This window comes from Desulfuromusa kysingii, from assembly GCF_900107645.1.
GTDB lineage: Bacteria > Desulfobacterota > Desulfuromonadia > Desulfuromonadales > Geopsychrobacteraceae > Desulfuromusa > Desulfuromusa kysingii.
Map to the genome: position 1 here is coordinate 83,233 of NZ_FNQN01000008.1, position 17,745 is coordinate 100,977.

4 protein-coding genes are annotated in these 17,745 nt (G+C 52.8%); all 4 read right to left on the bottom strand.

Annotation, left to right across the window (positions count from 1 at the left end; genetic code table 11):
- Positions 1-34: 34 nt before the first annotated feature.
- Positions 35-1,540 carry an Rne/Rng family ribonuclease gene (locus BLU87_RS13075; RefSeq protein ID WP_092349418.1) on the bottom strand — a complete coding sequence of 502 codons (1,506 nt, stop codon included), beginning with the start codon at positions 1,538-1,540 and terminating at the stop codon, positions 35-37.
- Positions 1,541-1,765: 225 nt separating this feature from the next.
- Entirely contained in the window at positions 1,766-4,279 is a 2,514-nt protein-coding gene (locus tag BLU87_RS13080) for a TIGR03960 family B12-binding radical SAM protein (protein ID WP_245706498.1), read from the bottom strand.
- A gap of 195 nt (positions 4,280-4,474) precedes the next feature.
- Positions 4,475-4,768 (bottom strand): J domain-containing protein, encoded by a 294-nt coding sequence (locus tag BLU87_RS13085; RefSeq protein ID WP_092349420.1) that lies wholly within the window; start codon positions 4,766-4,768, stop codon positions 4,475-4,477.
- 149 nt (positions 4,769-4,917) lie between these two features.
- Entirely contained in the window at positions 4,918-17,664 is a 12,747-nt protein-coding gene (locus BLU87_RS13090; protein WP_092349423.1) for an autotransporter outer membrane beta-barrel domain-containing protein, read from the bottom strand.
- Between the last annotated feature and the right edge of the window lie 81 nt (positions 17,665-17,745).

Sequence of the window (17,745 nt, forward strand, 5' to 3'; positions counted from 1 at the left end):
TAACCGGGGCGCAGCAAGCTACGCCCCGACAGAATTAACCGACAGAGATCTCAAATTGTTCGATATGAAATCCCGGACGGGGATTAATCGAAACCGTCCGGCCAAAGCGCTGTTCCAGATCATCCAGCCCACAACGCTCTTCATCTATAAGCAGTCCGGCGACATCTGGATGAGCCAGCAAGGTCACATGCCCAGCGGGTAGATCTGCCATTTCGCGGCGTAGTTCCCTGAGGATTTCATAGATAATTGTCAATTTCGCCTTCACATAGCCCTTCCCTTCACAATATGCGCAAGGTTCACAGAGCGTGCGACCGATACTTTCCCGGACCCTCTTCCGGGTCATCTCAACCAGACCAAGTTCTGAGATCTTGAGGATATTGGTCTTGTTCTTGTCCTGCTTCAACGCCTCTTCCAACGTAGCATGGACCTTCTCTCGATGGGCTTCCTTCTCCATATCAATGAAGTCGATAATGATGAGCCCGCCGATATTGCGTAACCGGAGCTGAAATGCGATCTCTTTTAGAGCTTCTAAGTTAGTTTTGAGAATTGTATCTTCAAAATTATGCTTGCCGACATAGCGTCCGGTATTGACATCAATGGCCACCAGCGCCTCGGTTTGTTCGATAATGATGGAACCACCACTCTTCAACCAGACTTTACGCCCCAACGCGCGGGAGATTTCTACTTCAAGCCCATAAGCGTCAAAGATTGGCTCCTCGCCTTTATAGAGCTCAATACAATAGTTTAAACGGGGCATGAAGGTCCGCAGAAAGCGGACAATCTTGTCGTACTCTTCGACATTATCGACGACAATTCTCTTCACATCTTCAGTGAGGATATCTCGCAACACTTTACTGGTGACGTCCAGGTCCGAATGAATCAGGCTGGGTGCGTTAACCTCATCAAGTCCACGGCTCAGGTTTTCCCAAAGCCCGACCAGAAACTCCATGTCATGGCGCAGATCATCTTCACTTTTGCCTTCGGACACAGTGCGGACAATGAAACCGGTTCCGGGAGTCCGCATCGAATCAATGATCTGCCGTAACCGCTCGCGTTCTTCCTCGCTCTCAATCCGTCGTGAAATCCCAATGTGGTCTACAGTTGGCATGTAGACAAGGTGCCGCCCCGGTAACGAGATATGTGAGGTTATGCGTGCCCCCTTAGTGCCGATGGGCTCCTTGGAGATCTGCACCAACAGCTCCTGACCTTCGGTGAGCAGATCTTCTATCGGAGGCAAAGATGACAGCTCAGTGTTCTCCTCCTGCTCAAGCAGATCATCCTCACCTTCAATCGTCCTTTCAACCTGCTCCATCTCATCCATGACATCGGCAACATAGAGAAATGCAGCTTTTGCCAGACCAATATCGACAAATGCCGCCTGCATTCCAGGCAACACTCGGATAACTTTACCTTTATAGATATTCCCTACAATCCCCAACTGCCGATCCCGTTCAATATAAAGCTCGGCAATGTGCCCCCCTTCGAGTAAGGCGACTCGGGTTTCGTGGGAGGTGGCATTGATAACCAACTCCTTTGTCATATTTTACTCCTGTTTAGTCTATATTTATGAATCTCATAAATTAAGTATTAATGTCTTTAACATTGCTGAATTCATGCAAGGCAAAATACCGCAAAATGGGCGATCCCATACTTTTTCAATATCAACCAGCAGAGTTTCATAGCCCGTAGACGCTTGAAACAGCCTCTCATTGATCAGGATCAGGATCAGGACCAAGTCTACTCCGTTTCAGCGTCAAAAAGGATTTTAACTCATATCTTTCAGAACAATCCCGGTTTTTCTCACCCCGTATCGGCGGATCGTTTCCATATCTGAGTTGAGCAGGTAAGCCGCAACTCGCAGCGGGCTGCCCTTGGTTAACTCAATTTGCAGTTCAGCCCCGACCTGACACAATTCCAGGACTCCGGGGCGAATATCCACCTCGACTTGCCGTTCTTTTTTGATCTGTGTCACCAGGATCTGATCAGCATCAAGAAAATCTACAATGCGCTGGTGCAGATCTTCCACCACCGTCTCTGGCAAAGGAACAGAATAACGACTGGAAGCCACAGCGGCAGACGGTGAAGGGGATTTCCAAGGGATAATCTCCCCTTCAATTATTTTGAACCCTTCCGGAAGTTGAACATTAAGAGCCTGAATAACCTCGTTAACGGGGACAAAAGAGAGCAACTCCAGGTCGACGAGCTCGGCTTCACTGGAAACTCCCATCGGTAACGCCTCTAAAAAAGAGATCTTCGGCATGGGATGAAACCCTTGTGAAAAACGGATCGGCAAGTTCGCCCGCCGGACTGCGCGCTGGAACATCTTCAGATATTCAAGATGGGCAACCATTCTGGCGCGACCCAGTTTACTCAAACGCAGTCGGACTCTGGTAAATTGCTCTGGATCACCATTTTGGCACCCTTCGTCACCGCTACGAGCAGCGGTTGAAACCGCCGGGGTCGACAATCGTTGTTGCAACCTTTCCCCGTCACAGATACCACAGCTGTGACAGATGCCACCGCGACAATCTTTGGTTTCGGCGCCAGCAAGGGCTTTTTGCCGCTCTCGCACAAAGAACTGTTTCGGCACCCCGCAATCAATATGATCCCAAGGGAGAACCTCATCTTCCTGCCGCTCCCGAAGATACCAGGAGGGTTCAATGTCACAATCGGCAAAAGCCTGCTGCCAGAGGTTGAAATCAAAACACTCCCGCCAGCCATCAAAGCGGCAACCAAGCTCCACGGCTCGCTCCAGAACCGCTGACAGACGTCGGTCTCCACGGGCAAAGACCCCCTCCATAAAAGAGGATTCCGCACCATGATATTTAAAGCGTAACTTTTTCTGCCTTAACCCGTCCCGCAACAGGCGTTGTTTCCTGAGGGTTTCGTCAATCCCGATCTGGGCTTCCCACTGGAATGGCGTATGCGGTTTGGGGACGAACGTTGAGACGGCAACATTAACATCATTGCCACCCGTCCCTTTACCACTCTTCTTCACCTGTGCGGCGAGGTCCATCAGCTCCTGCAAATCGGTGTCCGTTTCCGTTGGCAGCCCCAGCATAAAATAGAGCTTGATCAAGCGCCAGCCCAGTTGAAACGCCGTCTGCGTCGATTGCAGCAGGTCATCCGTGGTGATCCCCTTGTTGATCAGTTTCCGCAGTCGCTCACTGCCAGCTTCGGGGGCGAGGGTGAAACCGCTTTTACGGACCTTTTTAACCTCTTCCATCAGCGCCGAGGTCAAAGAACCTACTCTCAGGCTCGGCAAGGAAACGGAAACGCGATCATTCGTATAGACATCCATCAACTGCTGCATCAAGGGCTCGATACAGCTATAATCACCCGTCGACAGAGAGAGTAACGACACCTCCTCAAAACCGGAGTTCTGGAGTGATTCAGCGATCAGCCGCTTGATCGTTTCGGGGCTCCGTTCCCGCACCGGACGATAGATATAGCCTGCCTGACAAAAACGACAACCACGGGTACAGCCTCGGGTAATTTCCATAGCGACACGATTATGAACCGTCTGCATAAACGGGACAATCGGTTGCGTGGGGAACGGTGCTGTTTCCAGATCTTGAATAAACCGACGCCGAACTTTATCGTATCCGGGGTGCAACGGGGTAATTTTGTCGATGCTGCCACTGGCCTGATAGCTTACGGCAAAGAATTCAGGGACATAAAAACCGTCACTGGCGGCCAATTTTTGCAACAATTGTTGCCGACTCCATTTTTCCTGTTTCCCCTGTCGCACCAGAGTTGCGAGTTCAACCACCGCCTCTTCACCATCGCCAATCAAAGCGACATCAAAAAAATCGGCGAGGGGTTCTGGGTTAAAAGCGCATGGACCACCGACCACAATCAGTGGGGCCTGATCGTCACGCCGTTCTCGTCGCAGGGGAATTCCCGATAACTCCAGCATAGTCAGCAAATTTGTGTAACTGAGTTCATATTGCAGAGTGAAACCGATAATATCAAAACTCCCTAAGGTCTGGGAGGTTTCGAGTGAACAGAGAGGCTGGTGTTGCTCACGCAACCACTGCTCCATATCGCCCCAGGGAGAATAAACCCGCTCCGCGGCCGCCCAGTCAAGGTTATTGAGAATATTGTAAAGAATAGGAAAGCCGATATGACTCATGCCAACATCATAGACATCAGGAAAAGCGAGAGCCATCCGCACTTCGATGCCAGAATCCAACTTACAGATACTACCCAGTTCGCCACCAAGATAACGGGAAGGACGGCTGACCTGTATCAATGCTTCGGTTTGATCTATGTTCACGCGATAAATCCCTATGAGAGTTATGCAAAAAGTTGAAAATTTAACACAGTTTCAAGTGGAAAAAAATTTAAAACTGAAGAGAAGGGAAAAACGAGGATCACAAGTCGAGCAACATTGCAGAGAAGCACATTGCATCTAGATTTTATCATTCAATCGAGGTGTTCTGTCGTCTGAGAAATAGGTTGTGATTCTCTGTTAACCTTTTCCTCCCCATAACCCCACATCATAAAACTGTTCACGAAGTCTTTCTTCAGGATACTGTTCAAGAAAAGCATCCTTAGAAAAATCGAAATGATAGTTACTGAGGTATTCATTGAGAATCTTATACGCTGCATTGATACTTCTGATTTTATCATTATCGGCAACTTCACCGCTGTCTGGATGATATTTACGGACAAGCTGCCGGTGTCGTTTGCGGATTCTTTTCAAGGTCACCTGTTCCGGCAGGTCAAATTCATCCAGAGCGGCCCGCAGGTCAGCATAAAGCATAGATGTTATCCTTTATCAAAAATACATCAAAACACGACAGGTTGGTTAACTACCATGTCTATTTTATAAAAGGACAAAAAAGAATGCTACCTTTTCCCAAAAAAGTTCTCTCGGTTCTACTTGATTGAATAAATAGCTGCCCTTTCCCATCAAAATTTAATCTGGATCTCACCCATAATTTCGCTGGCACGCATACCAGGACGCATCTCTCTCTGGTATTTAAAAACAGCATCAATCCCGTATTTACTCATATAATTAACTCCGAATCCCAGCTTCACCCCATCTTCTTCAACCTCTCGACCCAAAACGGTAAAGGCTCCATTGGGATAACCGACAAAACCAGCGGTTACCGTCCGGTCATCGATTGCAAAATCATGATTAAAAACCACCGAAAATTCAGGTGCAATAATTCCCGAGGTCATGGTAAACATCCCAGACAATTTGACGCCTAAATCGGCCGTCAGACTGTTTGTTGACCGTTTTTCAACCCGTAAACTCAAAGCATCAGCACCTGTTTCCGTAAAAGCATCTTCGTTAAGATAGACGTAATTCAATGCCAGATTGGGTTGAAGCAGCCAGTTTTTAAATTTAAAATTCCGGCCAACCCCACCATAAAGGGACCAGACATCTCCTTCATGTTCACTGGTTGCAAAACGGTACTCCCCCATAACTCGGGTCAGTCGGCTATTGTCATAATCTTGCCGGGCATAAGAGAAAATCCCATCGACATAATATGGGGCAACATCGTGGCTGACATACATTGCCGTCTGATAATTCTCTATTTCCCCGTCCTGACTATGGTCGTCAACATTGAGGTCGGTGCGAGAATAGCCAAGGCTAAAGCCTGCCAATGTTTGGGAATTGATCATTTTATCGTAACCCATTGTCATAACATGAGTTTTTTGCTCATATCCGGCATAATTTGAGCCCGCATCCTGATGACTACGTCGGTCAGAATAGTTGAGCCAAAGTCCTGAATCTATGTGTTTATGTTCGTCACGGTATAGCAAACGATACAACTCTGCGTCAGAACCGTTGTAGGCCAGGTGAATTCTTTCTCCGGTTCGCCTAGAAGACATTGATTCCTGCACATCTGTGGCAAAATTTTTGGCGAGATGTCGAATCTGCTGGCGCTGGAGCACAATACTATTGAATTGGCGCGTCACGTCCAACCCAACACCGGTAAAATAATCATAGGAATCGGGATTCATGTAGGAGTAGGTTTCAGCGAGTGCAGTGGCATCCGCAAGAGTGAAAATATCTGCCACAATCGGATCCATTGCAGCGGAACCACCAGCTCGCTGGATCCGGTTAAAATACTCACCAATCGATACCAGATTACCGACAAGCTCATCTGGAGAAAAATCAATTTCCAGAGCCACAGCCAGATCCTGTTCATTAATCAGATGAAGTTGATAATCAACCACTGCGGATGGATCGACCAAGAGTTCGGTGTCATCATCACTGGCCTCCAGCCCCCCATGAACCATGACAACATCCTCTTTACCCGGTAATAGATCCTCAGGATGCAGTGTGTTCAACACGATACGACCGGAAACCTGTGCCTGGCCTGCGGCATAGATTTGATCGGCATGATTTCCGTTGAAGTCAAGGTCGACCAGAAAAACTCCCGTTTCTGTTTGCAGAAAATCACCATTCAGCGTTGTCGTTTGCAGGTTATACAGATCGCCAGGGGACAGTTGACCGGCATTGGTGAGCAGATTGCCTCGACCTAACAGCGCGATTGAGCCGGTCAGCAAAAGACTATCCTCATCATTGAAAAAACTGTTCTTTCCATCACCAAGATCAATGTTGCCGATCACGGTGCCGTAGTTTTCAACCTGCTCACCACCATCACCACCGAGCAACGCCTGACCGGCAATGCCATCAAGGGTCATCAAGGTAGCATGATTTATCAGGCGATTGTTTGCGCCACCATCAATTTGCACTCCGTTGCTGTCACCAGATCCTCCGGTGACAAAATCACTATTGAGGACAACATCAATGTCACCGTTGTCAGCCCCCTCACCGCCGTCACTCTGGACAAAGACTGCCGTGGCATCAGCGCCAAAGCTGATGATGTCACCGTTCACAGTCACACCGATGTTACCGCCACTGCCGCTGCCCCCGCTGCTGCCGGAAAAACGGGTATCAACCGCTCCGCCGCCACCACCCAGACTTTGAATCCAGACGCCATAAGCACGGTCACCTAAGGTTTGAATATCACCGGTTTGAGTTAATCTGATGTTTCCACCATCACCTTGACTGTCAGAGTTGAGGATCACATCAGCAGCAACTCCATCCAGATCGGTAAAGACCGCACCACCGCCACCACCAATGGATTGCAGAAAGATTCCATGCGACAATTCCCCCTCGGTCGCAACCAAACCGGTGTTACGCAGAGCTATCGAACCACCATCTCCCGTAGCGCCACCGGTACCACCCAATTGCAGCGCGACATCGTCAAAACCAGTCAAGCGCAGTTCACCACCGCCGCCACCGATACTCTGGACAAAAATCCCTTGAGCACGCTCTCCTTCAGTGGATAAATCACCAGACATTTCCAAAGTGACTTCGCCGCCATGATGATCAATCCCTCCATCGGCACCAATTTGACCGCTGGCGGTTGCAGCAGCAGTCAGCTCCCCTTCCGTACTGCGGACCAATAATTGATTCAGACTGCCGCCTCCCCCACCAATGCTCTGGACACTGACACCCTTCCCTTGTTCGCCACGGGTGATGACCTGACCAGCGCGATCAACATTGATATCCCCACCACCAACATTGGTGCTACCGGTTGCCCCAAGGGTCAGCTCCAGTTCGATTTCATCTTCAGGTCGCAGAACAACCTCAGACACAGCCGTACCACCGCCACCGCCGATACTTTGCACTTCCAATCCGGCAGAATAATCTCCCGTTGCGAGGATATCCCCCACATGAGAACTTTCAACCGTGCCTCCAGCATTATCACGATTACCCTCTCCACCTAGTCCAACCGTCTGCTTTAACACATGGACAAGGTCCTCGGTTGCAGAGGTCACTTCATCAATATCGACGATCTCCTGATCCAGACTGGAAGCATCCTGACTCAGATCAAGAAACATATTTATTTCACCACCGCCACTGCTGATCGCCTGGGTAAACACAGCAGAACTGTTGGCCCCATTGGTCATGATTGTTCCGGTCGAATTCACCGTCACATCGCCACCGATACCAGCACTGCCCTCCTTGGCACCCAGAAGGGTAGACAAACCATCAATTGCCATCCAGAAAGGGCTGGAAAACGATAGTGCCGAAGTACCACCGCCACCACCGACACTTTGAGCAAAGATGCCGTAAGTATCGGCACCATTTGTCACAATAGAACCACTATGGTTGACGCTGACATCACCACCTAGAGCACCGTTACCAGCTGATCCTCCTATTCCGATACTCAGTAACGTCGACTGAGAAGCAAACCCGGTCGTAATACTTGGATCAATCGATGCGGCGACGGCAACACCTCCATTACCACCACCGCCACCGATACTCTGAGCTAAAATTCCATACGACTTGTCCCCAAAGGTTTCAATCGCACCGTCGTTATCGACCAGAACATTATTGCCAATATTGCCATCACCACCCGTTCCACCGATGCTGACAGCACTATTGATACCACTGTTTTCCAGCTTGCCGATCAACAGGTTTCCAGCAATACTCATGCCGCCATTACCGCCACCGCCACCAATGCTTTCGGCAACAATTCCGTGGGCCTCATCGCCATAGGTCACAACCCGACCAGCGTTCTCAACCGTCACCACCCCAGCACGGCCACCATCGCCACCATTACCGCCAATACTCAAAGCCACCGCTGAAGAAGAACTGTTGCTTTCAGTCGCTGCGGTGCCTGTAAAGACAGTGCTACCAGTCCCACCGCCACCACCAATACTTAAAGCCATGATGCCGTGAGCACCATCTCCAGAAGTTTCAATGGTGCCACTGTATGGCTGATTTCCCTGTATCAGGTTCTTGATAGTGACGTCACCTCCGCTAGCGCCGCTACCGCCGCTGCCACCGAGACCCAGCCCAAGTGTCGTTCCCCCTCCCGACTTGGAAAAAGACCCAGTGATAACTGCGCTGCCGGTTCCACCACCACCACCAATACTTTGGGCAAAAAGACCGATAGCCTCTACTCCCGTAGTAGAAATAGCGCCGTCATTGACCACCTCAACCTGCTTGCCGATTCCACCTGAGCCTCCATCACCACCGACAGAAACAAACAAACGCGCCGTATCCTCATCATTGGTGTTGAGCAACCCGTTAACAACCAAACCGCCATCGCCGCCACCACCGCCAATGCTCTGCGCCAGAACCCCATGCGAGCGCTCACCAGATGTTAACAATATGCCACTGTTATCAACACTGACTTGACCACCATCGACACCATTGCCGCCGGAACCACCAACGGTCACCTGAGCACCGGCTCCAGAGGTCACAAACCCGCCACTGTATGCGGCACCGCCAGTGCCACCACCGCCACCAACACTCTGGGCAAAAAGGGCAACAGCCTTTTCACCTGTGGTTTCTACTACGGCGCTATTATCCAAAAACACTGTGCCACCGGTGCCGCCGGTACCCCCTTCGCCACCGACACTGACACTCGCAGCAGGAGCAGTTATCCCAGCGGTATTGGCATTGCCGCCGTTGCCGCCACCACCGCCGACACTTTGAACAAACAGCCCATGGGCCTTTTCACCGGCAGTCGTGACCACCCCCTCGGCACGAAGGGTGACATCTCCCCCTTCTCCACCTTCTCCACCAGTCAGACCAACAGAGACAGACGCACCTTGTTCCGAGGAGTTGAAGCTTGAAGAGGTCACACCGCCACCAACGGCCGAACTGTTGCCACCACCACCGCCGATACTCTGAGCAAGAACTCCATAGCCGTTGGAACCCGTCGTGGTCAAAGCTCCCAAAGAGGACAGATCCACATCACCACCTGCACCTCCAGTCCCACCGACACGTCCAAGCGAAACGGCTACCCCACCACCGGAACCTTTGTTAAAAATCGTATCAAGACCAGCATTCCCACCACCACCACCGATACTCTGGGCAATAATGGCAGCAGCATTTTCACCATCACTGAAAATGTCACCAGAGTGCAAGACACTGACATCTCCCCCTTCGCCACCATCACCAGTTGCACCGCCAACTGTCAGCTTGGCAATCTTATTGCTAGGGAGCCAGCCGAAACCGACATTAAGATTAGCATTACCACCACCACCGCCGATGCTTTGAGCCAGCAGTCCATGGCTCTGGGCTCCTGCGGTATTGATATCGCCAAAGTTGGCAACCGTTGTTTGCCCTCCATCACCGGATTCTCCACCGCCGCCGCCAATTCCGACCTCAAGAGCGTAGGAATCGCTTTGGGAGGTTTCATTACTGACCGCCAACATCAAGTTCATTCCAGCATCACCACCACCGCCACCGATACTGGATGCTTCAAGACCGACAGCCCCGCTGCCGTCTGTCTGAATCATGCCTGAGAAAGAATCCACCGTGCCACGGTCTACAGTGACATCCCCACCATTTCCTGCACTGCCTCCGGAACCACCGACCCCGACCATAATCGGAGTTCCGGAACCAAAAGCAGTCATATTCAAATTGAGATCAAGATTCGTGCCGCCCATACCTCCGCCGCCACCAACACTCTGGGCAAAAACACCCCGCGCTTCGTTGCCGAAAGTGACAATGTCACCACGACTGGTCAGGGTTACATCTCCGGCATCGTTGCCACTCCCACCAGAGCCCCCGACACCGATCGTCGCTACAGCACCACCATGTGTAGCAACAGCACTGACATTGACACTGCCACTAAAGTTGAATCCTCCATTGCCTCCCCCGCCAGCTATACTCTGGGCCAGCAACCCGTGACTCCACTCCCCTGCAGTTGAGATCTCTCCCTCATGCTCAACTTCAACATCACCGCTGGCAGCACCATCCCCAGCAAAACCGCCGACGCCAATAGTCACAGAAGGCAAGGTATTTTTCTTGCTCAATATTACGCTGCCACTGACATTGACACCCCCATTACCGCCACCTCCACCAATACTCTGAGCCACAACACCCGCACTGCGGGCACCTGTCGTCTCAACGATATCGGCAAGTGCTTGCAAGAAAACATCCTCAGACCAGCCACCATCACTACCGAAGCCACCAACACCAACCGTCAATGCACCATCCGTGCTGATACCGCCACTGACATTGACTCCACCATTGCCACCACCGCCGCCAAGGCTTTGGGCCAGAATAGCGGAGCGATCATCACCAATCGCCCGAGTCACTTGATTGTCAACATCGAGTGTAACTGCAGCAGACGAACCGCCATCACCACCAAAGCCACCAACACCAAGCGTCAATCCGGCAGATGCCCCCGTTTCTGCAGCAGACGTTGTGATACCGCCACTGATATTGACGGCACCGTTGCCGCCACCGCCACCAAGGCTTTGAGCAATAATTCCGTATGACCCATCTTCCATCGCCCAATAACTTGAACCACTATCGGCGTCTTCTTTCTCACCCTCAAACCCTAAGCCAGTCGCCACAACATTACCACTGACCGCAGCTGTTACATCCCCAGCATCTCCGCCATTGCCACCAAAACCTCCAACTCCAGCAGTCACCCCGAACGATGACCCGGTACTCGCAAAAGAGACGCCTCCACTGACATTGACACCTCCGTTGCCACCACCACCGCCAACACTTTGCGCAACAACTCCATGAGCATTGGCACCGTCAGTCCTGACTGAAGATAGGGAGCTCAAAACGACAGATTCTGCCGTCCCGCCACCGCCGCTAAAACCACCAACACCGACACCCACAGAAGCACTAACACCCCCGAGAGTTCCGGAGAGATCACCCGAAATATTCACTCCACCATTGCCACCGCCGCCACCGATGCTTTGTGCTCGGATCCCCGTTGATTCATCTCCATCTGTAGCCACAATTCCTGAAGTTGTAGCAACAACAGTCGAACCATCACCGCCATCACCACCCGATCCACCAATGCCGACACCAATAACACCTCCGGCATCTTTGGTTAAAGTCACGGCACCAGTAATATTTATACCGCCATCACCGCCACCACCGCCAACACTCTGGGCAACGATCGCTGAGGACTTCTTTTCGGAGGTGGTAATGCTACTGTCATTAACGCTCAAACTGACCTGGCGACCATCACCGCCGCCTCCACCACTGCCACCAACTCCGACGGATACAGAACCACTTCCTTCCGTCGACAGCCCCACAGCGCCACTGATATTAAAACTCCCGGTACCACCGCCGCCACCAACACTCTGGGCAACAACACCGGCAGATTCTTCTCCAGCAGTTTGAATCGTTGTGTTGACGATGGCATTGACAGATTCCCCATCACCACCGTCTCCACCGCTACCACCAACTCCGACAGAAACAGCTCCAGTAGCGCCACCCGACAGAGAGATTGTGCCATCAATGTCAAAACCGCCATGACCACCACCGCCGCCGGCACTCTGGGCGGTGATCGCTGTTGACTTATCACCCGTAGTGGAGATTTCTCCGCTTACGCCAACGGTCACAGTACCGGCATCGCCACCGGCACCGCCAGCACCACCGACGCCGACAGCGACCCCTCCATTGGCGGCTGTTGCTCCAGCAATGGTACCGGTTACATTGAAACCACCATGACCGCCGCCACCAGCAACACTTTGAACAATGATACCTTCAGATTTATTACCGCTGGTGCTGACATCAGCAGTAAGAGTTGCCATCACAGCACCGCTGTTGCCTCCACCAGCCCCGGCACCGCCAACCCCCAAGGCCAGCGCACCATTGGCACCACCGGCAACAGCCAGAGTTCCACTGACATTAAAACCGCCGTCACCGCCACCACCACCAATGCTCTGAATCACTGCACCAGCTGAATTTTCACCCAAGGTATTGATGCTACCACCAAAATTCCCGTGGACATCATCACCATCACCACCGATATCACCGCTGCCACCGACACCGATTCCAATAGCCCCGCCTGCAACTCCAGAAGCGTTTATTGTCGATGAGACATTGAAGGCGCCGTTACCGCCACCACCGCCGACACTCTGAGCCAGCAACCCACCAGAATCATCACCTTGGGTTTCAAGATGACCCTGAGCATCCAAGTCAACAGTGCTACCGCCACCGCCACCGCCACCGGAGCCACCAATCCCGACATTTACAGCACCGCTGCCACCAATCCCGACGGAGATACTCGAACTGACATTAAAACCACCATTCCCTCCGCCGCCACCAACACTCTGGGCAACTAAGGCATCGGCTTTATCACCGGACGTCATGATATCGCCACGCACCGTTGAATGAACACTGCCGCCGTCACCACCATCCCCACCGCTGCCACCGACACCGAGGGTTATAGCCCCACTACCGCCACCAGACCCGCTGATTGCTGTAGACACATCAAAACCACCATTTCCTCCACCGCCACCAACACTCTGGGCAAGGAGTCCTTCGGATAAATCCCCCAAGGTCGTTACTTGACCGGTCAGGTTAGCAATAACAGCATCAGCATCACCGCCGGAGCCACCGCTGCCTCCAACACCGATAGCAACAGCCCCACCACCCGCCGGGTTAAACTGGATACTGCCTGCCACGGAGAACCCTCCGCTACCGCCGCCACCACCAGTACTCTGGGCAACGAAGCCATCGGCATCTTCCCCTGCAGTTTCAATAACAGCAGCGGCATCAACAGTGACCTCACTTCCATCACCACCCAGACCACCGCTGCCACCGACTGCGACCGAAAGGGAACCGAAAGTGCCGACACTCCCCTGGACGGCAAAGCCCCCGTTGCCGCCACCGCCGCCAACGCTTTCGGCAAAGATGCCTCGGGAACGATCTCCCGCGGTTGAAATTGACGTGAAAACCTCTTCGCCATCAACCTCGTGGGTTTCTACGCTAACGCTGACACTATCCCCAGCACCACCAGCACCACCAGCACCACCAATAGCAACCCCAGCCATCACCGATCCAGAGGCCGCACTCCCAGCGTTACCACCGCCGCCACCGAGGCTTTGGGCAAACACCGCATCAGCATCATTACCCACAGTTCTTAGATTGTTACTATTGCTCACCTCAACCGCTCCGGCATCACCCCCGCTTCCACCGTTGCCACCAACTGTGAACAACACCCCTCCGGTCGTCCCTCCATTTCCTCCGCCACCACCGACGCTCTGGGCAAAAATTGCATTGGAAAGGGCACCACTGGTGCTGATCGCTCCGGAATTCTCTATTGTCACAGAATCACTGTCTCCGGCTCCGTCACCGCTCCCCCCGAAAGTGATCAATCCACCACTGGCAGCACCATTTCCTCCACCACCACCAACACTCTGGGCAAAAATCCCGCTAGCTTTTTTGCCAAAGGTTGTTAAGCTATCGTAATTTGTCACTTGGACAGCGCCTGCTGTCGCTCCACCGGAGCCGCTACCCCCTAAGGAAATTACTCCACCACTGCCTGCACCATCACCGCCACCGCCACCAACGCTCTGGGCAAAAATAGCTTCAGAATAATTCCCCTGTGTCGTAATCGAACCGCTGCTGGAGCCATCTCCCTGAACGACTGTGACGGCTTCGCCATGCCCTGCACTGCTACCGCTACCGCCAATGGAGATAGCTCCGCCACTGCCTGCACCATCACCACCGCCGCCACCAACACTCTGCGCATAAATCCCTTCAGCACTGATACCCTCTGTTACAATGGTGCCTAAGTGGGCAACATCTACAGCACCCGCAGCACCTCCACCATCACCACTGCCACCAAGACTGATGATTCCACCCGATCCGGCACCACTGCCACCACCGCCACCAACGCTCTGGGCAAAGATCCCCTCGGAATAGTCACCAAAAGTATAAAGCGAACTGGAGCTCGTCACCGTGACGGCATCGGCTGAACCACCGGCACCGCCAGAACCTCCCAGAGAAACGGCTCCACCACTGCCACCACCTTCTCCACCACCACCGCCGACACTTTGAGCATAAATGGCATCAGCAGATTGACCGGCCGTTGCAATGGTGCCTCCGGTCTCGGTAACTGTGACTGCTCCACCTTCACCACCAGTGCCGCCGCTACCACCAAGAGACACGGCGCCACCACTGCCGGCGCCGCTGCCGCCCCCACCGCCAACACTCTGAGCAAAAATGCCTTTGGAGTAATCTCCGCTGGTCTGAAGATTTGCATTGTTTTGAGTAACCGTGACAGCACCGCCATTGCCTCCGGCGCCGGAGTCTCCTCCCAGAGAAACAATCCCACCGGAGCCACCACCGCCACTGGTTCCGTAGCCACCACCGCCGCCGATACTTTGCGCCAATACAGCCGTGGAATGTTCTACCCAGGTTGTCACCGCACCGGTATTATGAACCGTTACCGTATCGCCATCACTGGCATGACCACTGGATCCACCCAGGGAAACGGCACCACCACTGCCGGCACCACTGCCGCCACCGCCGCCGACGCTCTGGGCAAAGATGCCGCTTGAACCTTTTCCGCTACCACTGAGTATTCCCGTCGTAATATTGCCACTATTATTGATTCTTACACTACCGCCATCACCGCCATCATTACCGTTGCCACCGAGGCTGACCAGCCCGCCACTGCCGGATCCACTCCCACCACCACCACCGACACTCTGAACAAAAATGCCTTCTGCTTCGTCGCCATGGGTTCTTATGTCGCCGCTGTTTTCCACCGTTACCCGAGCACCATCACCACCGCTGCCGCCATCGCCACCCAGCGAGACAACACCGCCGCTGCTGGATCCATCACCGCCACCACCGCCGACACTTTGGACAAACAGACCTTCCGAGCCAGTTCCCCAAGTTATAAGCTCTCCGCTGTTGCTGACTTCAACCTCATCGCCATCGCCGCCACCGGAACCACTGCCCCCCAAGGACACTCCGCCGCCACTACCTGCACCGCTGCCACCGCCACCACCGATACTCTGGGCCAACACAGCTTCAGAATTGTAGCCTCTGGTGGTAATGTCACCTTGGTTATCAACCGTGACCTCTCCACCGTCACCACCACCGCTACCACTGCCACCGATGGCAACCAGTCCACCAGCACCGGCTCCATCACCACCGCCACCGCCGATGCTCTGAGCTGAAACACCCCGTGAATGATCTCCACCGATAGAAATAGTTGCTGCACTATCGACACTTACAGATCCACCGTCGCCACCGCCGGAACCACTGCCGCCAATGGCAACAGCTCCCGCTCCAAAGCTGCCGGTACCGCCACCGCCACCAATACTTTGAGCCAGCAATCCATGAGCTTTATCGCCTGAAGTTGTAATTGCAGCTGCTGCAAAGGTGACATCGACACTGCCGCCATTGCCACCGCCAGAACCACTGGCTCCCAGCCCGAACAATCCGGCACCAAAACCACCAGAACCGCCACCACCACCGATACTCTGAGCAACAATCGCATGGCTGGAAGTCCCCTCGGTTTCAACACGTGATGCGTCCGCCAATGTGACCGTGACCTTCCTGCCATTGCCACCTTCCGAAGCATCACCCCCCAGGGCATAAATTCCACCGGAGTCACCACCGTCACCACCGGTACCACCAAGGCTCTGGGCAAAAATGCCATAGCTTGCTCTACCCTGAGTGAGAATATCACCATGATGGGTCACAGTGACGCTGCCTCCATGCCCAGCCGAAAGAGCATTCCCCCCCTCACCAACAATGCCCCAACTGTCTCCACCGCTGCCCGATGCACCACCGAGACTCTGGGCAAAAATGCCGTGAGCCCCATTTCCGGATGTGCTGATGAATCCGTGGTCTCCGGTGGTCACCTGAACCGTACCCCCTTTTGCGGTATCACCACTATCGCCACCGTAACTCCAGATATAACCGCTGCCTCCATCTCCAGCCACACCGGCACGACTCTGGGCAAAAATCCCATGCCCTTCCCCGCCGCTGGTATTAACCTCCGTATCCATAGTGACAGTGACCTTACCCCCATCGCCAGCATCGCCACCATGTTCAGCATTGATGTTTCCATAGGCATCACCGCCATCTCCTCCATCTCCCCCTATACTTATGGCGGTGATTCCAGGACGATCTCCTACTGTCGTGATCAAACCGTAGCTTTGTGGGGCATCCACTGTTCTTTTCGGTCCGGTAGAGCCGTCTTCGCCGGGGTGTGGGCTATAGGCAATAGTTGTACAAATATCGGTCGATGGAATACACGTCTGGACACCATAACCATCACGTCCATCATCACCAGAGCTCCCTTTGCGGACCTTATAAATAATATTATCGCTGTCACCAGTTGCCGGTGGTGGTGGCTCGATATCAAATTCCGCTTCACCCGGAGAGCCGGAAGGATCAATCGGATCTCCATTTTCATCAACGGGGTTGCTAACATCATAATCAACAGCAACAGTCAGAGTCTGTTCCTCATACACTGGATTTTCGTCATCATCGGTTACTGGGTTTCCATCATCATCCAGCTCCTGCCGTTGCATTGAAATTTCTGTCACATAACCTGAAATAGCATCAGAGGTCGTAGCTGTAACTGTCCAGTTATGATCACCATCACCAGGAAAAATATCATCAACTTCTATTGTCGTGTAAATACGTCTCTCAGTGTCAGTCGTCACGCCGTAGGTACTATAAGCGTCTTGCAGTAAACCGGTAACAATGACATCTTCACCGGTATCAGGATCGGTGACAGTATCACCCACTTGAGAATCAGGCGTAGGTGGGTCGGCCCATGCAGAGAATGAAAAGAGTGGAAGACAGGTCAGTAAAACAGCCAGAAGAATCCAGCGGAAGGAATACTTTCTGAAAACAAAATACGAATACGTTGATTTTTCCTGCACCATAGAACCCTCCCAAGAAACTCGCCCCAAGCAGAACCAACTAACAATGGTTTAATTTAACTAATGAATCATAATATAAAAACT